Genomic DNA, 20,107 nt, shown 5'->3' with positions numbered 1-20,107 from the left:
CCTAATGAATTATTTATGGGACAGCGAGTTGATTTACTCGCTGCGTTATGAAATTGCAGTTATTACTTGAAACCGCGCGGGATTTTTAGCGATTCATTCATCCGTATTTAAATGTAATGGATTCAGTAATTGTTAGTGAGAAAAATCAAGTTCTGGCCCCGGTTGTTTTAACTCGTCGCTGATAATTTCTAATGCTGTGCGTAAGTCGGCAAGGCTTGTGTGTCCGCCGGTGCAAAAGCGGATAGCTTGAGGAGCATTAAAATGTCCGGCGGCAAATGCGGTTGAAGGTTTTACCAGTACTTTGCGGTTGGCAAGGCTTTTAGTAAATTCTTGAGCGCGTCGGGTTTCTGGTAAGGGGAGCCATACATTGTAGCCTTTTTCTGCGGCTTTAAAGGATGAGTCTTTCAAAAATTCGCCCACGAGCTTTTGGCGTTTGTCCATAATGTCGCGTTGGCTGTTAATAATATTTTGGGCGGTTCCGTTGGTAATCCACCGGCTAACAATTTCTGCCATCATGGGTGCCGCCATCCAACAGCTTGCTTGCACGGCGCTGCGAATGGCTCTGTCGACGGCTTGCGGCGCTAATAAATAGCCGATTCTTAAACCGCCGGTTAAAGCTTTTGAAGTACCGGTTACGAATACACTAATGTCGGGATGTCGATTGGTAAACGTTGGTAATGTTTTATCTTGCAAGCAACCTTGCACGTCGTCTTCAATAACCCATACTTGATGTTCTCGCAGAATTTCGGCGATGCTGTCGATGCGTGCTTCGGTCATTACTTCGCAGGTTGGATTATTAATGCGCGTGTTAACGTAAAGTATGCGCGGTTTAAAACGCTGGCAGGCGAGTTTAACGACTTCGGGTAAAACACCTTGGTCGTCCCATTCCAGTCCCACGTGGCGTAAACCCAATTGCTGGGCAACGGCGCTAAATCCGGGATAGGTTAATCCGCACGAAAGTGCTGTGTCACCCGCTTGGCAAAGCGCTGCGGTGGCCGAGTGAAAACCGTGTTGGCCGCCGTTGGTGATAATTAAGCGTTCCATTTCGGCGCTTTGAATACCGGTAATATCCAACCACTGTAATCCGGCTTCGCGATGGTGAAGCATGCCGCCCGGTGGTTGATATTCTAAAATGTGTTGCAGTATTTTTTTATCTTGGCTGAGCAGTTGTAACTCTTGGGATAAGAGTTCTGCCTGATTTAACGGCAGCGCAAAACTGAATCCTAAATCGATAACGCCTTGCTCAGCATGGCTGATTTCAAAACTGGTACCGGAGCCAGTGGTGCGCACAAAGGTGCCACTGCCAATTTTGGATTCAATTAAATGTTTGCGTTCGGCCTCGGCATAAGCGCGCGTTACGGTGCCAACGGTAACGCCGAGCAGGTCGGCTAGCTTGCGATGGGTTGGCAGTTTTTCACCGGGGCGCAATTCACCTTTGGCAATGGCGTCATCAATGGCTTGAGCTAAGGCTTTGTATTTAGGAGATGAGTACTTTTCGAGGTTGGGTTGCCAAATTGTCATGGTGACAAAAATCCGATTGACCTAGTTTAATTTGCCTATAAACTCCTTTGTACGCGAACAATCTGCGTAATTCAACTCATTCATTACCTTATTTGAGTAACTTTTATTAGTTTAATACGAGTTTATATTCGACTAATAAGAGTCTAGCGATCTTTTGTCGATATTACCTCAATATTGTATGCATACAATTTAACAGGGAGATTTCTCATGCGTTTTCCCATCTATCAAGTCGATGCGTTTACCTCTGTCGTATTTGCCGGTAATCCAGCGGCGGTGATGATGTGTGAGAAACCTATGCCCAAATGGATGATGCAAAAACTCGCGGACGAAAATCATTTGTCTGAAACCGCATTTTTATATGCCCAAGAAGGTGGCTTTAATTTGCGTTGGTTTACGCCAACCACAGAAGTGAATTTATGTGGCCACGCTACTTTAGCCAGTGCGCATGTCTTGTTTAGTGAAAATCTGATTAGCACTAACACAATCAGTTTTTTCACAAAAAGCGGTGAATTAACGGTGACTCGTGCCAGCACTCAGTTTGGCGACGGCTATGAAATGAATTTTCCTGCAAAAACCTTTGTTCACGATACAGCACCTGACTACGTTTTAGAGCGTTTGGGTTTTGAGCCCATCGAAACCTTTTACGCAGAAGATAATTGGGTATTTGTGTGCAGCGAACAACAGGTGCGAGAATTTGATCGTTCGTTTATTGATTTAGAAGGCAAGCACGGTGTTATTTTAACGGCGCAATCTAACCTTGATGATTTAGATATTGTTAGTCGTTATTTTGGTTTTAAATCTTTAGGCATTGAAGAAGATCCGGTCACAGGTTCTGCTCATTGTGCCATTGTTCGATACTGGACGGCGGTGCTCGATAAAACTTTATTGGTGTGTGAACAGGCCTCTGCACGAGGCGGTTTTATGGAGTGCGATTTAAGAGACGATCGAGTATTGCTACGCGGTGTAGCGGCAACCTTTATGAAAGGTGAATGTTTTCTCGATGCTATTGAACAAACCGATACCGATGCTGATCAACAGGGGCCCAGTTGTGAGTGATACCAGTCTTTTTTCTTCTGATTTAGTAACAAACACCGGCATTACGCTGGGTTATTTAACATCATTATTAGCCTATACGTTTTCGGTTAATATTACTCCCGGCCCCAATAACATAATGTTAACGGCATCGGGTATTAATTTTGGTTACAAAAAAAGTTTGCCGCATTTGTTGGGCATTACCACCGGTAGCTTTATTTTATTTTCATCGGTGGCATTAGGTTTGGGCAGTGTTTTTAAGGCGTTTCCTTTTTTACATACGGCGTTAAAAATTATTGGTTCGGTGTATTTGTTGTGGTTGGCCTATAAAATCTTTACTGCCAAAGGCGACAAGTTTAGTAGCGATAGAGCAAGACCATTAACCTATTTTCAGGCTTTAGCCTTTCAGGCGGTTAACCCCAAAGCTTGGACTATGTCGATCACGGCGGTGTCTGCGTTTAGTTTGATGGGCGATTTATTGTGGGTGAGTTTAATCGCTATTGTGATTATGCAAACCGTTATGGTTTTTCCCTGTTGTTCGGTTTGGACATTAATTGGCGTGAAAATAAAACAATTTATTCAAACACCTAAAAACCTGCTGATGTTTAATCGTGTACTAGGCGCTCTAACGGCATCTTGTGTGATTATGATTTTCTCGTAAATGCATTGATTATTCATAGGAAACTCTGATTAACCTAGAGTTTCTCGCGACACAAGGATGTGTCGTCAATTTCAAGAACCGTAAGTGATTAAAATTGTGAAGAAATTGGAAATCACATTTTCAATTTCTGCCCTCTGATTAAATCAAGGATGAGTTAATCAGAGGTTCCCATAAGTAAAAAAAGCTAGCGAAATGCTATCTTTTATTGGGCGATAGAAATTGAGTGCTTATATTTTTCTGTTTTTCTTGCTAGAAATGATCTTCATTATTCCGATTTTGTAATAATTTCTTCCAGCACCGCAAATAGAACCTCTGCGCCAATGCGTGAAACTTCATCGTCGTAAATATGTTCAACATTAACGCCTTCTTGGCCGCCAGCCAAATCGCTAATGGCGCGAATAATAATCCAATCAATATCATTGACATAAGCCACATGCGCCACAGAAGCCGATTCCATTTCGGTGACTTCGGCGTTAAATACTTCTCTTACCCATTTGCGATATTCGCGATTATCTAAAAAGACTGAACCGGTTACGCCGTTACCGCCAACCGTTAATACGGCTTCACGTTCATCCAATACTTTTTGTGTTGGCATGTTGGCAATAGCCTTTTTGGCCGCGTCGAGTAAACGCGGTGTTGCCGAAAAATAGGCTTTATCTTCTGGCTTTTCTTGGCCTTCTTTAATGACCACCACTTCATCTGGGTGAACGTAACCAAACGATTTGTAGTTGGGTAAATGAGGGTCTTTTTGACGGCGATTGTCTTGATCGTCTAAAAATTTGCGGTAGTAGTTTGGTAATAAATATTCACCGGGATTTTCTGGGTCGGGATTAATGTAAACGCTTTCATCGTGGTAGTACCAACGCTCGGGAACAATCACATCTCCGGGTTGCCATTGGGGATTTACCGCTCCGGCAATGCCCATGTAAACCACTTGTTTTATGGGAAAGTAATCAAACGCCATTTGCATAGACATAGCAGCATTGGCGATGCTCATGCCTGTGGCAAACACTAAAATCGGCTGATCACGAAATTTACCCAAACGATAGGTAACGCCTTTAAATTTTAAGGTGCTATCGATATTGGCTTCGCCGTGATTTTGCAGCGTTTTTAAAATGCCATTCAATTCTGGCTCGTAAGCCACTACAACGGCGGTAAATTCAGGCGTTTGGCCGGAGAATTTTTTGGGGCCAAAGGTTTCAGGAACCTCTTTTGAGCCACAAGCCGTAATCAAAAGCGTAATGCTCAGTAAAACACAGTATTTGTAGGCTTTAATCATAGAGTTATCCGTATTTGTGATTGGTTTTCAGTTATGACGACTGATTATGGTGACTCCAGACTAGAATGGTGATTATTTTTTTGAATGACTTTAAAAGCCGTGTTCTGAAAAATAGTGTTTACAAAAATAGGTTGTTTTACAAAAAACAGAATGAGGCTTCAGAGGAGCATCGGTAGGGTTTTTTAACGACAGTTAAAAACTAGAGAAAACTTCGACTAACCGAGACAAGAGTTTTCTGCGGTCTAAGGATAAACCGTTCATTTCAGGAACGATAGGTGATTAAAATTGTGCTGAAATCTGTGAAGGAATTTTAAATCACATGTTCAATTTCTGTTCTCTGATTAAATTATGGATAAGTTACTCAGAGGTTCTTAACGTTAAATAAATGACGAAGGTCTAATTTATTCGGAAAAAGCAAAGACTTTGAATAGGTGTTTACTCTGGTATTAATAACAGAAACTCCGGCAATACCGGAGTTTTTAAGTTTTGCGCAAATCGATTAACTGTACTGTTCTAACTTATGTTTACCGGCTTGGCATTGATAGGTTGGCCCTTGAATTGGCTGATATTCTTTGGTTTTAACAGTGCTGACAAATTGCCATTGGTTAATGGCCGCTTCTGGCGTTAATTCTAGAAGCATCCAACCGCGTTGATGACTATTTTGGTAACGCAGGTTTTTATTAATTTTTACCAAACGTTCAGAGAGCTGCTCTGGCGAGGTTGTAGAAATATAATTTTCCATTCCCGGAGAGCTTACGCTAGACGTTGCAAACTCCACAGCGACGGAATCTGATTCGCCGTCGGGAATTAAATCGAACGCCCAAGCATTGTGGGTATCGCCTGCCAAACTTACGGCATTTACCGCGTGGTTTTTCAATAATTGCAGGTAGCGTTGTCGTGCAACATTGTAGCCGTCCCAAGCATCGGTATTAAATGGAATACCCATTTGGCCTAAAAGAATAATGGCATTGATGATGTTGGCTGGAATGGAGGCTTTGCCAGACAAGATGTCGCGTACATCGGGAATTAAGACTTCGCCGGTTAATACCTGCTGCCCCAGAATTTGCCATGTGGCGCCGCGTTGTTTGGATTCATCCAGTGTGTTTTCGAGCCAGGCCTCTTGGGCTTTACCCAGTAGGTTGCGCTGTGGATTATTGAGGAGCTTTTCGCGAACTTGTTTTGCGTCGGGTAAAAATGCCCAGCCAGCAGGCAGGTTTTTAGGATCAAGTGCGGTAATGGTTTCCCAATCTAAAATTGGTGTCGGTGGATTTTTGGTAAGATCAAAAGGCACTGTAATCATTTGAATGTGTGCAGGATCAACCTTTGCCATTTGATCAGCGCTTAGCACTGGTACGCCTGGGCCACCGGTGGATACCGAAGAAACATCAAATGGAATTTGTCGCCAAATCATTTCTTGTAAATAGTCGATGGGTTTGTCACGACCAATCACTCGGGTGTCGAGCATGATTAGATCGGCGAGATTACCAATTTTAAAGTTACGGTAGGTAATGGCTGTATTTTCGTTATTTTCTGGATCGCGAATCGGCAACCACTCTCGATAGGCCTGAATTGCATAGGCTTTGCGTTGTTCCCAATCGCCCTCGTCGGGTTGGTGGTTTTCTGCGCCGCCCATCCACGCGTCGTTGGCAAGTTCGTGATCGTCCCAAACGCAAATAAACGGCGTTTTAGCGTGTAGTTTTTGTAACGACGGATCACGTCTGTACAAGCTGTAGCGTTGACGATAATCATCAAGCACTAACAGTTCCCCGGGTGGTAAGAGTTTGCGTTGCTGGCCGACTAAATCGGGATCATTGTATTTTTCAACATTGTATTCGTAGATGTAATCGCCCAAATGCACCACGGCAACTAGATCGTCTTGCTTACTGATTTCTTCGTAAACGTTGAAATAACCAAAACCAAAGTTGGAGCAAGATACAACCGCGAATTTTGCGGAATCTATGTCACCTTCGGGCAGAGTTTTGGTTTGGCCCACCGGGCTTAGGGTTTGACCAACATTAAAACGGTAGTAGTAGGTTGTATTAGGCTTTAGCGCTTTAACGTCTATTTTAACGGTGTAGTCGCGTTCTGCACTGGTAGAAACGCTGTCTTCAAAAACAATGTTATTGAAGTTTGGTTGTGTAGAAACCTGCCAAACGACGTTGATTGCATCCTGTGGTGTTTCGGTGGTGGGTGTAACGCGAGTCCATAAAATTACCGAGTCGGACAGCGGATCGCCACTGGCGACGCCATGATCAAAGCTTACCGACGGTTGATCAATGGGGGAGGTGCATCCGGGTAATAATGCAGCGCTACTGGCTGCTGCCGAAACAGAGGTAAGAAATTGGCGGCGATTAAGTTTTGGCATAACACGTCTCTACAATACAGGCAGAAAAAATACGGGCAGAAAAATGCGCGAATAATTCTGAAAAAATTTGTGCACAAGTCACCGGCACTTCATTCAGAATTTTTTGAAGATTAAACGATGACAATGGTAAAAATAAAATGCCCAGAGTCTTTATTTTCGACACTGGGCACAGAGCAATTTTTACAGGTTTAACGTTGAGAACCTTTAATTCACCCAATAGAGTGCCGCTAAAGGAACAGAAATTGAGCGGATTTTTTCAACGGTTATCCAGCAATTTCTGCCCTCTGATTAACTTCTCTCAGATTTAACCGGAGATCAGTTAATCAGACGTTCTTATCCTTAGAAGAAGCGTTTGGTTGCTTGGATTCCAAGAATTTGTGGAGCGCCCTCAACAAATGTTGGGTAACCAAATACATCGCCGGTGTTACCCGCGTCGATGATGTATTCTTTATCAAACAGGTTATTGGCGAAAAGCTCCACCGACCAGTTTTCATCAAGTGCTGCGATACCGAAGCGCAGATTAACCAAACTTACTGCGCTTTCTTCAAATTCGTTTTCAATGTCGAAGAAGACATCATCACGATATACCCAGCTACCACTGGAAGTGAATTGCAGAGCGTCACTCAACGGACGACGATAAATGTAGCTAATTGCCCCGGTGGTTTCTGGCTGTAAACGGAATTGGTTGCCTGCGAACTCACCGTTTTGAGCGTCATCATCAATTTCAGCATCAATATAAGCAAAGTTTGCCAAAAGAGTTAAATGCGCATCAACCTGCCAAGTGACATCGGTTTCTAAACCAACGTTTGATGCATCACCAGCGTTTTGTGGAACTCGCTGACCAGCGTCGTTAAGAACGGTAACTTGGAAGTTTTCGTAATCTTGGTAAAAGGTGGCAACAGAGTAGCTCAAACGTTTGTCGAGCAAGCTGCCTTTGATACCAATTTCGAAGTTGGTAATTTCTTCTGAAGGAATTAGGTTTTCTCGGCCCTCTGAGAAGTCCAATACTTCTGAGCGTTCACCTTCTGCCCAGCTCGCATAAACACTAAAGTTGTCGTTCACATCGTAGCGAATGTTGATGCGTGGCAGGATCACGGTATCGTCGGTGTCACCACCAATGGTTGCGCCACCGGTGTTAAACATGGCGCCGCCGAATAAATCTAACGGAATGCCCAGTGCTAAAAGTGTGGCTTCATCAAGACCGGTTGCGGCCTGTGTTGCAGCAGATACCAAAACAGAAACCGGTAAGTTTGAGGTGTAGGTTGATTCACGTTGTTCATCAACGTAGCGAATACCGGCGGTGATTTCGAGTTTCTCAGTGAGCTGGTAAGAAACGTCGGCAAACACCGAAGTCGCTTGGTTATCGGCACTGTTCGAGAAAAAGGCTTCGTAAGGAAGTTGATTAACAAGACCACCGGTTGCAAGGGAGGTCGTCACTGACGCGCAACCCGGAATGCCGGCGCCTGCAAAAGCACCAACGCAGCTTAAGAACAGACCTTCTTCGGTAGCGATTGGTACGGTTTGCGTGGCTTGTTCATCGAAATAGCTCAAGCCAAAAAAGCCGGTTAAACGATCGCCACTGAAGTTAAAACGAAATTCGTGGCTGTTTTGATCACCATCAGCAGTTTCGCCAAAGTTCAAGAATTCGAAAGGCGTACCGTCGGCATCAAAGACTTCTACCGAGTCATGGTCACGATAGGCGCCGATGTAGGTAAATGCCCACTCATCGTTAATGTCCCATTTTACGGTAGCATTAAAGTCGTTGGTTTCGCGATCTACACCAACTTCGTTGTCGCCTAAGTTGGTGGAGTCAAGCACGCTAATGAATGCGTTGTCGGTAAATAGCAGCTCTTCGGCAACGAAACCTGTACCCGGGTCATCGGCATCTTCGTAGTTGTATACAAAATCGATGGTTAGGTTATCGTTAGGTGTAATGCGAACGCTTGGGCGAATGGCGAAGCGCTCGTAGCCGTTGAGGTCGTCACCGGCATTATTTTCTGTGTAGCCGTCGCGTTCACGCGAAAGTATCGCAAGACGACCTTGAACCAATGAGTTACCACCGGTCACGAAACCGGTAACTTCTTGTGTGTCGAATTCGCCAGCGCGTGCGGTAATTTCAGCTTCAAATTCTTCTTGCGGCTTGGCGGTGATAAAACTGATGGCTCCGATCGATGCAGCCGTGCCAAACAAAGTGGCCTGTGGACCTTTAACAACCTCAACGCGTTCCATGTCGTAAACTTCGAAATACGAACCGCGCGAGCGAGAAACATCGGCGCCGTTTAAATACACCGAAACACGTGGCGCAATGGGGGCGCCGCCGTCGTCTGAGGTGATGCCGCGAATGACATAACCGTTGTTGTTAACGCTTTGCTGTTGAACTACAAGCCCGGGAATTAGATCGGAAAGCTCATCGAATTGATCAATACCGAGTTCGTCGAGTGTGCTGCCACTTAATGCCGAAATGGTGATAGGAACATCCTGGATACTTTGCTCACGCTTTTGCGCGGTAACAACAATTTCAACCAATTCTTCTTTTTTCTGGGGGGCTGATTGAGCAAAGGTTTGGTTGGCAAGAGTAATAGCAGATAGCAGGCTAAGTGCCACAACTGAACGAGCTGGGAACATGAGGTACCTCAAATTCTGATTTATTGTGTAGTTATAAAAGAGCGATACTTTGCGACAAAATTGCTACAGTATTGCGACAAAAATCAAGATAAACCAGTAAATTCTTATACGAACTGTACTTTTATGCACTGGTTTCAAAATTCGCAAATTTCTGGCGCAAATTAGTTCAAAAATCGGCTTTAAATTTCGTACAAAAGTTTATCGTTCATACATTTCAGTTTTCAGCACATTAATCAGCGACAAGGTATTTTAGTGCTCAATAGTGCTAATTTTTGTTGGGTTAGGTTATCAATAGAGTAATTTTCGACAGTATTGGCTGAATTAATCGCCATTGATCGTTCAATGGTCAACGATTACAGATATACATTTTGGGATATGCTATTAAAATCAAGCTGATGTGGTACAAGCTTTTAGTACTAGAATAGATGCACGAATTGTTTACGGGGTTTTACACTCAATAGACGACTTTTCAAGAGATATTGATGTCTCACGACAGTATCCAAAATCATCGAGTGGATTTTTTCATCGATGGACAATAACAAACAACCAGTAGGAGTGACGTGGCATGATTCATACAACTAAAAAGTTCGCGAAAATGTTTACTGTAGCGGGCTTAGGCGCGGCGGCATTGTTGTCTGCATCGCTTGCGAGTGCAGAAATGAGTTTGGACAAAGGCCTATCTCAGTTAACTTTTTTGACGACTAAAAACTCTGCGGTAACTGAGGCTCATACCTTTAAAAATATTGTAGGTACCATTTCTGACGATGGTATTGTGACCGTAGATATTGACTTAACCAGTGTTGATACCGCAATTGCGATTCGCGATGAGAGAATGCAGAACATTTTATTTGAAACGGCTAAATTCGCGACAGCAACATTTACCGCAGATGTGTCGGCCGTACTTGCTGAAGTCAATCAAAAAAGTATTGCTAAGGCGACTGTAGAAGGCGAGCTTTCTTTACACGGTAAAACTGTACCGGTAACTTTTGACGTTTTAGCCAATGAAATGGAAACCGGTGTTGTGGTTTCTACATTGAAACCAACCATGATCAAAGCCGATCAATTTGATTTATTGGCAGGCGTACAACAACTTCAAGAAATTGCTAAGTTAAACAGTATTACTCCGGTTGTTCCTACGTCGTTTGTATTAACATTTAAAAATTAATACGGCATATGTGGGAGTTATTCACTCCCACACGCTTTTACCAAATTACAGTTGTTTACAGCGCTTTAAATTCCGCCAACGCTTTGTGGAATTCACTAATAATACTAATGCCGGGCGCAAAATCGTTGGTCATTACCTTGGCTAGTGCCGGAATATCTCGATAACCGGGCATTCCTTCAATATTATTACTGAGCATTCTTAGGTGAACATTGGCGGTTATTAAAACATCGCAGTAATTTGGAATTTCTTGCTCAGAGTCGTACAACCAGTTACCACCGTTTTTAATACTTTCCAAAATGATGGTTGGAATTTTCCAGAAATTTAAAATTTTTTCGGTAATTTTTACGGAGTATTTCTCTGCGATATTTTGAACTTTACTGAGTTCATTGACATCGTCGACAAATTCGCTCACGTATTGATAGGTTACAAGGTCACCTAAACGAAATAATAATCCACATAAAAAGGCGGTGTCTGGATTTAAATTGCAGTTGACGTGTACAGCAATAATTTTTGCTAAAATTGCTCTTTCTAACGATTTTTCCCAAGACGAATAAAATAATTGCCGCAATAAAGAAGACGGTGTTTCAAATAGCTCTTTACTGGAGTAATAATATACTAAGCTTTTTGTTGTATTTCGTCCTAACCTAGAAATAGCGTCTTCGATGGTTGAGGTGCTTTCTAGTCCCTTGTATAAAGCGCTGTTTGATGCGGCAATTAATTTTGTGGCAATAGATGTATCGTAAGAAATAATATAAGCAATTTCTCGGTTTTTAGTTTCTGCATCTTCACAGGCAATGCGAACTTTTTCGGCGACCTCGGGAAGCGTTGGAATAATTAAGGCGCCGCGCTCAATTTCTCTTTGTACCTTTTCAAGAAGAGTTTCTTGGTTAAAGTGACCAATAACCACAATCTCTTCGTGATCCCACTCAGAACTTTTTTTGGCTTGCTCAAAAATAGACTCAACAAAATTATGCGGTAGTTTTAAAAATCGACCTGTGATGCTCTTGGTGATGGCTTTGTAGCGTATCGGGCGCAAATACGCCAAGGGTTTAAGTGCACGTGCGGTGCCGCTGGTAATTAGCGATTCTCTGCCGTCATCAGCAATGATTTTTACTGCACCTTGAATTAAGTAGTAATCGTGTGCGTCGTCACTTTCGTTGTCGAAAAGAACCAAGTTCTGACCGAGTTCAATAATTTGGGCAAAGCTCATAGCAAGAATTAAGGTAGATTCTTGAACATGATCAAAGGGTGTTAAGGTGCTGAGGTATTCGCGATTAAAAACCTGTGTAGAATTATCTTCACGCCTAGGTTTGATAGTGTTTTCAGGCTTTTTTTCGCGACGGAAGTATTTCGTAAGCATGTTGGTTCTCAAGCTACATCAGTGGTTACTAAAGGAAACTCTGATTAACCTAGAGTTTCTCGCGACACAAGGATGTGTCGTCAATTTCAAGAACTGTAAGTGATTGAAATTGTGAAGAAATTGGAAATCGCATTTTCAATTTCTGTACTCTGATTAAATCATGGATGAGTTAATCAGAGATTCCTAAAGTGTAGTAGAGAACTTTTATTTTTTCTGATTTTGATGGTAAAAATGTAGGTCGATAATTTGAGTGAGAGTTAAAGATTATTGGCTAGATTAATTCCAAAATAATGCAAACTTATTTTGTAAAAAATCAATCTGTAGTGGCGGTCAACCATTCGACCGGTTAATTGATTCATGTTGAATTAATCGTGGTTTTATTAACGGCGGGCCGCTTTGACCGAGTGATAATATAGGAAACTCTGATTAACCTAGAGTTTCCAGCGATACAAGGATGTGTTTTCAATTTCTGACCTCTGATTAAATCAGCGACGAGTTAGTCAGAGGTTCTTATAGTCATGTTGAGTTTCAGGAGTTGCGCAATCTATACAAATAAATAGAGCGGGTTTGTGTTTAATTAAAAAAAGGTCTAAATGCCACTGCGACGATCTTTGACGTGACGCCTGTCATCGGGTTTCTTATTTTTGTTGTTTCTTCTTTGTTGCCATAATTCCCATAGATTTCTTCTGTCGGGATTTTGACGTCGATCGGCGAATTGCTTATACGAACATAGACAGTCCGGCTGCGTACAGCCCGGCAGTGGCAGGCTTGGAGCTTCAGTCAACAAATACATTTTGCCATTCATAGCCTTAGCAGACTCACAGCAGCCCGGTAGTGTGACAATAGACACGCTTTGGTAATTGCGTTCGGTTTTTGTCTTATTGGGTTGACCAAAACCTTGAGGCTCTTCAACGGGTTTATTGCGCTGATAACGAACAACTGCAAGAGCAATGAATAACAGGCCGACACCAAAAAACAGAACCACAGGTGGTGAAAATTGAATCATGAATAACTCTTAATGATACTGTGTGTAGGGAATGTAGAATTCACTGATATTTTCTAAAAGTTTTTATTGAGCAATTGTATATTAGCTAATTAAGCCAATCAGTTAACTTTGACCAAATTAATACTAAATCGATTTGTTATCGTCAGAAGAGATCACAACTTTGACACTGTTTTAATATTAATGCGGTATTTGTTCACATTAAGATACTGCGTGTTTATCTTTTGATCCAATATTCGCAGTTGGTTTTTACAACTTTTATTCAAAGTCAATAGTGGTTTTTAAACATAGAAATTGTCAAGGTAACAGCCGATAATTTTGAATTAAAAGTCAAAAATATAAACGCAAGAGGTTTCTATTTCTTCTCTTTATCGCTAAAAAGTATAGAAGTGTTTAATTTTATAGTCGGATTGGTTTTTTGCTGAATTACTTAAGTAATTACTGACTTACAAGGCTGAGAAGGTCTTTAACTTGTGATGCTATACCAATAGATAACAGAACAATGGCACCTTTTTGATAAAGATCGATATACCTTTGATCTAGAAAAATATTGGTAGTGAAAATATTTTTTAGTCGAAGAATTACTAGAAATTTTTTGATAAGAATGTTGTTGAGGTATTTGTCTTAAAAACTCTAGGTTGATCAGAGTTTTTCATAAATACGAGGTGCGAAACTTCTTACAAAACCAAGGTTTTGTAAACTTCTATTCGAAATACAACAACATATAAAAGTAATACAAAGGCCGTATAAAATAAAGGCCGTGTGAAATAGAAAATAGAGTTTAGATTAAAAAAGGCAGCTATTGTGCTGCCTTTTTTGTGGTAATCAATTAAGTAATGTTGCCAGTAGTACGAACTCGTCGGCTGGATTTTTCTTCCGGTGCCAACGCTTGTCGAGCTTTTTTCCGACGTGCTGCTTCGCTGTCGATGATATTTTTTAAGGCTATTAAAAATCCGGTTACTAAAAATGCACCCGGTGGTAATACAGCTACCAAAAAGCCCGGATAATTATCGCTGATGCTAATGGTCCAATTGCGACCAAATTCACCCAACAATAAATGCATATCGGCAAACAGAGTTCCGTTGCCTAATAGTTCACGAACCGCACCAACCACCATTAGCACAAGCGCAAATCCTAAGCCCATCATAAAGCCATCAATCATAGATGGAATGGGTTTGTTTTTGCTGGCAAATGCGTCTGCTCTACCCAAGATGGCACAGTTGGTCACAATTAACGCAATAAAAATCCCCAGAATTTGGTACAGCTCGTAGGTGAATGCTTGCATTAATAATTCGGCGCAGGTTGTGAACGACGCGATAATCATCACAAACGCGGGCAGTTTAATGGCATCGGTCACGGCGTTACGAATTAACGATACCGCGAGGTTTGAGCCAACCAAAACGACCAGAGTCGCAATTCCTAATCCTAGTGCGTTTACGACCGATCCACTGACCGCCAATAAGGGGCACAAGCCCAACAGCTGAACCAGTGCTGGGTTGTTTTTCCACAGACCGTTTTCGGTAATTTCTTGATAACTGACCTGACTCATGGTGATTCCGTTAATTCGGTTTGAGTTTCAAAGAGCATGTCTTTGTGTTCATCGACAAACTGCAACACTTTTTCAACTTGTCGAACCACAGCGCGAGGCGTAATGGTAGCGCCGGTAAATTGGTCGAATTCGCCACCGTCTTTTTTCACCGCCCAAACACTGGGATTGGTGAGAGATTTACCGTTAAAACCATGAACCCAGTTGGTTTTTTTGGTATCTACCTTGTCGCCAAGCCCCGGAGTTTCTTTGTGCGAAAGCACTCGAACACCGGTAATGTTCATGTTGCGATCAACACCAACAATTAAGCGAATCGCACCACTGTAACCGTCTGGCGCGATAGCTGGCACGATAACCGCGTCAATATGCCCGTCTACGCGGGCGATATTGACAACTTCTGGTTCTTTTAAGCCCAGTTGCGCCAGAGCCGTTTCGGGAATCTGTTTGGTATCGGCCAGAAGGTCGTTGTCGTGTTTGGTTACAACTTCTAATAATGCTTTTTGCGCGGCCGCTCGTTCACTTGCGGTGATTCTTTCTTTGGTGCCTTGAAAGGTTACTGCCAGTAAACCCGCGGTACAAATAGCGAATATTGTTAAAATAATGCTGTTTTTACGAATGGCTTGAGTAATCATCACACGTCTACCTTTTCTGTTGCGCGACGCGGTTTACTGTGACCATAACTGCGCGGTACGGTGTAATAATCAATAAACGGTGCGGCAAAGTTCATTAGCAGTACCGAAAAGGCTACCGCATCCGGATAGTTACCAAAGTGGCGAATCAGAAATACCAGTAATCCTATGCAGCCACCAAAAATAAGTCGTCCTTTATTGGATACCGCTGAGCTGACCGGGTCGGTGATGATAAAGAATGCACCGAGCATGGTTGCGCCGGAGAATAAATGCGTAAGCACTGGTGCCGAGCTCTCTGAGCTGCCGTCGTAAAATATGATCGACATCAACGCAAGTACCGCCAACATAGAAACGGGTGCGTGCCAGGTGAATATTTTGCGCCATAGCAAAAATAAGCCGCCCAACAAAAATCCTGCGTTAACCCATTCCCAACCGGCGCCGGCAAAAAACGCTTCCGAAAAAATAGGTTTTTGAGAATAAATATCGGCAACCGTTAGGGATTCGGATTGCTTAAAGGCATCTAGTGGCGTTGCACCTGAGTAACCGTCTATAGCTGTGCCGGTAAAGACTTTCGTAAGGGCCTCACTAATACTCGGTAGATCACCCAAATTAACCGGCGCTGCCCATTGGGTCATTTGTACTGGAAACGATATCAGCAAAACAACGTAGGCAATCATTGCCGGGTTAAACGGGTTAAATCCCAAGCCGCCATAAAGCTGTTTGGCAACAACAATGGCAAAGAAACACCCGACAAAAATCATCCACCAAGGACTGTAGGGTGGTAAGGCTAAACCTAAAAGAACCGCGGTAACCAAGGCGCTAAAGTCTTTTAAATAAAAACCGATAGGGCGTTTTCGCAAATATAACACTGCGGCTTCAAAGCCTAGGCAAAATCCAATGGTTAACGTCAAATTGATAATGACGCCAACGCCAAAGAAATACACCATGGCCAGCGCGCCGGGAATTGTTGCCAAAACCACGGTTAGCATTACACGCTGTGTGCTGTTGGTCGCGTGAGCGTGTGGAGATGATTGACTGATGAAGCTCATCGAAAATATAACAACCTTTTTAATGAATCTCGTAGAGATTGAGTAACTGCTGGCGGTCTGCCTGCGCGCAGACCGTTTCTCGAACCGCTAAAGCTTAAGGGTTTAGTTGCTCCAACTCCTGTTGAGTGGAGGCAAGTTTGGCTTTGAGCTTTTCAACACCTAATGCCAATGCTTCAACTGTGTCGGCGTTCTCGGCTTGTGCGGCGGCAAGTTTTTGCTCGGCCTTGGCAATTCGTCCGGTTAAACTTTCGATTTGATTCTCCAGTTTTTCTTTGGGCGACATGCTGGCCATGGCTTCTGCTTTTGCTTTGGCGCGTTCAATGGCCGCCGCCGCTGGATCATCGGGAGCCGGCGCAGTTTTTTCAGTACTGCTGATAGACTCCGCCTGTAAACCTTGCAGTTCAGTGCGTGCTTGTTCGAGTTTTTCTGTGAGTTTATTAACACCAATTAACAGCGCAGATGCATTATCGGCACCTTCACTGACGGCTTGCTGATGTTTCTCTTGGGCTTTGCTTAAGCGGTTTTCAAGCGATTCAACATTCGACTGTGCTTTTTCAAGCGGTGACATGGCGTTTTTCGCTTGGGCCTTGGCTATGGCTCTCGCTACCGGATCATCGCTATTCGTATCAACCGTTGACGCGGTTGGTGTGTGCTGGGTTTCGCTTAATTTTGCTTGTGCTTCTTGTACCTTCAGTTCGGCCTGTTTTACGCGAGCCGCCATTTGATCTACTCGATCACTGTCTTCGGCAACGGCTTCGGCATGTTTTGCCTGCGCTGACTCTAAGCGCGTTTGCGCAGACGCAAGTGCTCGCTCAAGGCGTGCTCGTGTATCTTCTGCTGATTCGGTTGTAGCAGGGGCAGCAGCAGCTGGCGGTGTTTTCGCTTTTTGCTCTGCCATTTTCTGTTGCGCTTCTTGAGCCGCTTTTTGTCGAGCAATACGCTTGGCTTCTTTTTCGGCCTCGGCCTTGGCGATACGTTCTTGTTTGAACTCAAAGCGACGACGTGATCGATCTGATTTAGCCTTTTCTTCGCGTTCAGTTCGAATTGCGCCTTTCGAAGCGCGGTAGTACTGCACCAAGGGAATATGGCTTGGGCAAACAAACGAGCAAGCACCGCACTCAATACAATCAAACAAATTGTGCGCCTGAAGCTTTTCGTGATCTTCCGAGCGAGCGTACCAATACAATTGTTGCGGTAATAAACCGGCTGGACAGGCTTCTGCACAAAGTCCACAACGAATGCAGGGTTGCGCCGGTGCTACCGGAGGCATTTCTGCGTAACTTGGCGCGATAATGCAGTTGCTGGTTTTTACAATCGGAATTTCAGCGGTTTCTAGGGTGAACCCCATCATCGGGCCGCCCATAATCAACTGCGACGCTTGGCGCTCTTTAAAGCCAAACTCACTAAGAGCGTCGGCGACAGGTGTCCCGATACGCACAATGACATTACCTTGTTTTTGTAAGGCGCCGCCAACAACCGTTGTAATGCGTTCGATCAACGGCTCGCCGTATTTCACCGCACGATATGCCGCGTAAACGGTACCTACATTTTGCACCACGGCACCAACATCAGAAGGTAATTTACCGCTGGGTACTTCTTTGCCTGTTAAGCGTTGGATTAATTGTTTCTCGCCACCGGATGGGTATTTTCCGGGAAAGGCAACTACTTGCACGTTAGTGCCTTTAGCCGCTTCTTTAAGCGCGGTGAACGCTTTGGGTTTATTGTCTTCCATGCCGATAACAACATCGGCGGGATTACCCAATAAATGCGCAAGCAGTTTTACCCCTTCAATAATTTCTTGGGGATAAGTCTGCATCAAAATATCGTCGGCGGTGATGTAAGGCTCACACTCGGTGCCGTTGATAATAAGGTGTTCAATCTTACCGCGACCGCCAAGCTTCACCGAGGTTGGAAACCCGGCGCCACCCATGCCGACAATACCAGCACTCTGGATTTTCGCGATTACCTGCTCTTTGGGCAGCTCGAAATAATTCTCACAAGGCTCGTAGGTTACAGACTCGTCAAGATTGTCTGAACGAATGACAATGCTCATAGCTGGTAAGCCAGACGGGTGCGGCACCGGTAATTCTTCAATGGCGGTAACCGTACCGCTAATGCTGGAATGAATATTAGCGCTGATAAAGCCTTTAGCGCTGGCCACTAATTGGCCTTTTAATACTCGCTCACCAATCGCCACCAAAGGTTTTGCCGGTGCGCCTATGTGCTGGTTTAGCGGCAAAATAATTTTCGCGGGCGCGGGCAGAGCACTTAATGGCAGATTAAGTGACTGGCTTTTGTTTTCGGGCGGATGAACGCCGCCCGGAATCGGGAACAACTTGCGTTCGCTTTGGCTGCTAGTAGCAATAATCTGATGAGTCACGGCTTGTGCAGTCACCTAAAAATATCCTTGGGCAAAAAACGTTATGCGGCTTGATGAGCGGGTTGCTTGTCGGTAGCAATAATGTTGCTGTTACTGGCTGGCTTTTCCCAAGTCCAGTTCTGCACCGTGGTTGGGATTGGGATCATGTCAATACAATCCACCGGACATGGCTCTACGCATAGATCGCAACCGGTACACTCGTCAGAGATAACGGTGTGCATTTGTTTTGCAGCGCCCAAAATGGCGTCCATTGGGCACGCTTGAATGCATTTTGTACAACCGATGCACTCGTCTTCACGAATGTACGCAACACGCGTAACCTCGGCTGACTCAGCGCCACCGGTATCAAGTTCTGGTGCATCAACACCCATTAGCTGAGCGATGGCCTCTACGGTAGCTTGGCCACCGGGAGGGCACTTGTTGATTTCATCGCCTTGAGCAATTTGTTCTGCGTAAGGTCGGCAGCCTGGGTATCCGCATTGACCACATTGTGTTTGTGGCAGTAAGGCGTCGAGCTGGTCAACAATAGGATCGCCTTCAACTTTGAAGCGCACCGAGGCAAACCCTAAAAGGGCGCCAAACACCAAAGCGAGAAAACCCAAAGCAACAAGCGCAGTAACAACCGCGTTTTCAGTGATTAATTCCAACACGAGTACTCCTTAGACTAAGCCTGCAAAACCCAAAAACGCTAAAGACATTAAGCCTGCGGTGATCATACCGATGGCAGCGCCTTTAAATGGGGTAGGTACGTCGGCAACAGCCAAACGCTCTCGCATCGCTGAAAATAGGATCAACACCAGTGAAAAACCTACCGCTGCGCCAAATCCATACAGGCTGGACTCGAAGAAGTTAAGGTTTTTGTTGGTGTTTTGTAGCGCAACACCTAATACCGCACAGTTAGTGGTAATAAGTGGTAAGAAAACGCCAAGTACGCGATACAACAGCGGACTGGTTTTTTCGATGAACATCTTCGCGAACTGCACAACAACCGCGATAACCATAATAAACGTAATGGTTCGCAAGTATTCTAGACCGAGTGGCTCAAGCAGAAATGTATACACCAAATAACTGCAAATAGATGCCAATGTCAGTACAAAGGTTGTAGCGCCAGCCATGCCGATCGCCGTCTCTAATTTATTTGAGACGCCCATGAACGGGCATAAGCCTAAAAATTGCACAAGTACGTAGTTGTTGACCAGTACGGTGCCTAATAATATTGCTGCGAATTCAGCCATATGAATGCGTGTATATCTCGTTGAAATCTAACTGTTTAGGGCGCAAGTGCGAGAGACTTTGCTTGGGCGCGGATTGTAGCAGCAAAGAACAAAGACATCTAAACAGAAGTGCTTGTATTCATTATCTATAAAACGAATTAAAAGAAATTCATTAACTTTTAAACTCGATGGAATTTGCAGGTTTTATTCAGTACATATTTTGAACTAATTTGCCTGCCAATGAAAACCAAACGACCAAGATTGGTTGCGATTGTGAA

General features: G+C 43.9%; 15 protein-coding genes. 3 read left to right on the top strand and 12 right to left on the bottom strand.

Annotated elements, in window-relative coordinates:
- Positions 1-132: 132 nt before the first annotated feature.
- On the bottom strand, positions 133-1,521 hold the full coding sequence (locus ACYQ2C_RS02740) for an aminotransferase-like domain-containing protein (protein ID WP_460099420.1): 1,389 nt from the start codon (positions 1,519-1,521) through the stop codon (positions 133-135).
- 207 nt (positions 1,522-1,728) lie between these two features.
- Between ACYQ2C_RS02740 and ACYQ2C_RS02735 the strand changes: the two genes are divergently transcribed.
- Positions 1,729-2,577: a PhzF family phenazine biosynthesis protein gene (locus tag ACYQ2C_RS02735; RefSeq protein ID WP_460099423.1), complete on the top strand. Its 849-nt coding sequence runs from the start codon at positions 1,729-1,731 to the stop codon at positions 2,575-2,577.
- Positions 2,570-3,214 carry a LysE family translocator gene (locus ACYQ2C_RS02730; RefSeq protein WP_460099426.1) on the top strand — a complete coding sequence of 215 codons (645 nt, stop codon included), beginning with the start codon at positions 2,570-2,572 and terminating at the stop codon, positions 3,212-3,214. The genes ACYQ2C_RS02735 and ACYQ2C_RS02730 overlap by 8 nt, the downstream gene beginning before the upstream one ends.
- A gap of 265 nt (positions 3,215-3,479) precedes the next feature.
- On the opposite strand, the gene ACYQ2C_RS02725 is transcribed toward ACYQ2C_RS02730, so the two are convergent.
- From ACYQ2C_RS02725 to ACYQ2C_RS02715, 3 genes are all read right to left on the bottom strand, one after another.
- Complete coding sequence (locus ACYQ2C_RS02725; protein ID WP_460099428.1) at positions 3,480-4,493, bottom strand: 5'-methylthioadenosine/S-adenosylhomocysteine nucleosidase family protein; 1,014 nt, start codon at positions 4,491-4,493, stop codon at positions 3,480-3,482.
- A 499-nt stretch (positions 4,494-4,992) separates the two neighbouring features.
- Entirely contained in the window at positions 4,993-6,858 is a 1,866-nt protein-coding gene (locus tag ACYQ2C_RS02720) for an alkaline phosphatase D family protein (protein WP_460099431.1), read from the bottom strand.
- A gap of 339 nt (positions 6,859-7,197) precedes the next feature.
- Positions 7,198-9,483, bottom strand: a complete 2,286-nt coding sequence (locus ACYQ2C_RS02715) for a TonB-dependent receptor (RefSeq protein WP_460099434.1) — start codon at positions 9,481-9,483, stop codon at positions 7,198-7,200.
- A gap of 565 nt (positions 9,484-10,048) precedes the next feature.
- Between ACYQ2C_RS02715 and ACYQ2C_RS02710 the strand changes: the two genes are divergently transcribed.
- Positions 10,049-10,648, top strand: a complete 600-nt coding sequence (locus tag ACYQ2C_RS02710; protein ID WP_460099437.1) for a YceI family protein — start codon at positions 10,049-10,051, stop codon at positions 10,646-10,648.
- A gap of 55 nt (positions 10,649-10,703) precedes the next feature.
- On the opposite strand, the gene ACYQ2C_RS02705 is transcribed toward ACYQ2C_RS02710, so the two are convergent.
- From ACYQ2C_RS02705 to rsxA, 8 genes are all read right to left on the bottom strand, one after another.
- Positions 10,704-12,008 (bottom strand): HDOD domain-containing protein, encoded by a 1,305-nt coding sequence (locus tag ACYQ2C_RS02705; protein ID WP_460099440.1) that lies wholly within the window; start codon positions 12,006-12,008, stop codon positions 10,704-10,706.
- A gap of 589 nt (positions 12,009-12,597) precedes the next feature.
- Positions 12,598-13,014, bottom strand: coding sequence for a hypothetical protein (locus ACYQ2C_RS02700; protein ID WP_460048366.1), 417 nt, complete (start codon positions 13,012-13,014; stop codon positions 12,598-12,600).
- Between the two features lie 826 nt (positions 13,015-13,840).
- A complete protein-coding gene (locus tag ACYQ2C_RS02695; RefSeq protein ID WP_460048364.1) occupies positions 13,841-14,560 on the bottom strand; it encodes an electron transport complex subunit E in 720 nt (239 codons plus the stop codon).
- Positions 14,557-15,189, bottom strand: coding sequence for an electron transport complex subunit RsxG (gene rsxG / locus ACYQ2C_RS02690; RefSeq protein WP_460099444.1), 633 nt, complete (start codon positions 15,187-15,189; stop codon positions 14,557-14,559). The genes ACYQ2C_RS02695 and rsxG overlap by 4 nt, the downstream gene beginning before the upstream one ends.
- Positions 15,189-16,235 carry an electron transport complex subunit RsxD gene (gene rsxD, locus ACYQ2C_RS02685; RefSeq protein ID WP_460099447.1) on the bottom strand — a complete coding sequence of 349 codons (1,047 nt, stop codon included), beginning with the start codon at positions 16,233-16,235 and terminating at the stop codon, positions 15,189-15,191. Before rsxD ends, rsxG begins: the two co-directional genes overlap by 1 nt.
- 94 nt (positions 16,236-16,329) lie before the next feature.
- The gene (gene rsxC / locus ACYQ2C_RS02680; RefSeq protein WP_460099449.1) at positions 16,330-18,630 is read right to left on the bottom strand and encodes an electron transport complex subunit RsxC; all 2,301 of its coding nucleotides are present in this window, start codon (positions 18,628-18,630) and stop codon (positions 16,330-16,332) included.
- Between the two features lie 26 nt (positions 18,631-18,656).
- On the bottom strand, positions 18,657-19,265 hold the full coding sequence (rsxB, locus tag ACYQ2C_RS02675; protein WP_460048360.1) for an electron transport complex subunit RsxB: 609 nt from the start codon (positions 19,263-19,265) through the stop codon (positions 18,657-18,659).
- Positions 19,266-19,274: 9 nt separating this feature from the next.
- Positions 19,275-19,850, bottom strand: a complete 576-nt coding sequence (gene rsxA / locus ACYQ2C_RS02670) for an electron transport complex subunit RsxA (RefSeq protein ID WP_460048358.1) — start codon at positions 19,848-19,850, stop codon at positions 19,275-19,277.
- Positions 19,851-20,107 lie beyond the last annotated feature (257 nt).

Source organism: Sessilibacter sp. MAH3 (assembly GCF_054658275.1).
Note: the sequence above shows the minus strand (reverse complement) of the source record. Positions and strands in the feature narration are given on the sequence as shown.

Excerpts from the sequence above, each read along its gene's own strand:
- rsxG (WP_460099444.1), bottom strand. The coding sequence starts at position 15,189 with ATGATTACTCAAGCCATTCGTAAAAACAGCATTATTTTAACAATATTC.
- ACYQ2C_RS02715 (WP_460099434.1), bottom strand. The coding sequence starts at position 9,483 with ATGTTCCCAGCTCGTTCAGTTGTGGCACTTAGCCTGCTATCTGCTATT.
- ACYQ2C_RS02720 (WP_460099431.1), bottom strand. The coding sequence starts at position 6,858 with ATGCCAAAACTTAATCGCCGCCAATTTCTTACCTCTGTTTCGGCAGCA.
- ACYQ2C_RS02705 (WP_460099440.1), bottom strand. The coding sequence starts at position 12,008 with ATGCTTACGAAATACTTCCGTCGCGAAAAAAAGCCTGAAAACACTATC.
- rsxA (WP_460048358.1), bottom strand. The coding sequence starts at position 19,850 with ATGGCTGAATTCGCAGCAATATTATTAGGCACCGTACTGGTCAACAAC.
- rsxD (WP_460099447.1), bottom strand. The coding sequence starts at position 16,235 with ATGAGCTTCATCAGTCAATCATCTCCACACGCTCACGCGACCAACAGC.
- ACYQ2C_RS02740 (WP_460099420.1), bottom strand. The coding sequence starts at position 1,521 with ATGACAATTTGGCAACCCAACCTCGAAAAGTACTCATCTCCTAAATAC.
- ACYQ2C_RS02735 (WP_460099423.1), top strand. The coding sequence starts at position 1,729 with ATGCGTTTTCCCATCTATCAAGTCGATGCGTTTACCTCTGTCGTATTT.
- ACYQ2C_RS02710 (WP_460099437.1), top strand. The coding sequence starts at position 10,049 with ATGATTCATACAACTAAAAAGTTCGCGAAAATGTTTACTGTAGCGGGC.
- ACYQ2C_RS02725 (WP_460099428.1), bottom strand. The coding sequence starts at position 4,493 with ATGATTAAAGCCTACAAATACTGTGTTTTACTGAGCATTACGCTTTTG.
- ACYQ2C_RS02695 (WP_460048364.1), bottom strand. The coding sequence starts at position 14,560 with ATGAGTCAGGTCAGTTATCAAGAAATTACCGAAAACGGTCTGTGGAAA.
- ACYQ2C_RS02700 (WP_460048366.1), bottom strand. The coding sequence starts at position 13,014 with ATGATTCAATTTTCACCACCTGTGGTTCTGTTTTTTGGTGTCGGCCTG.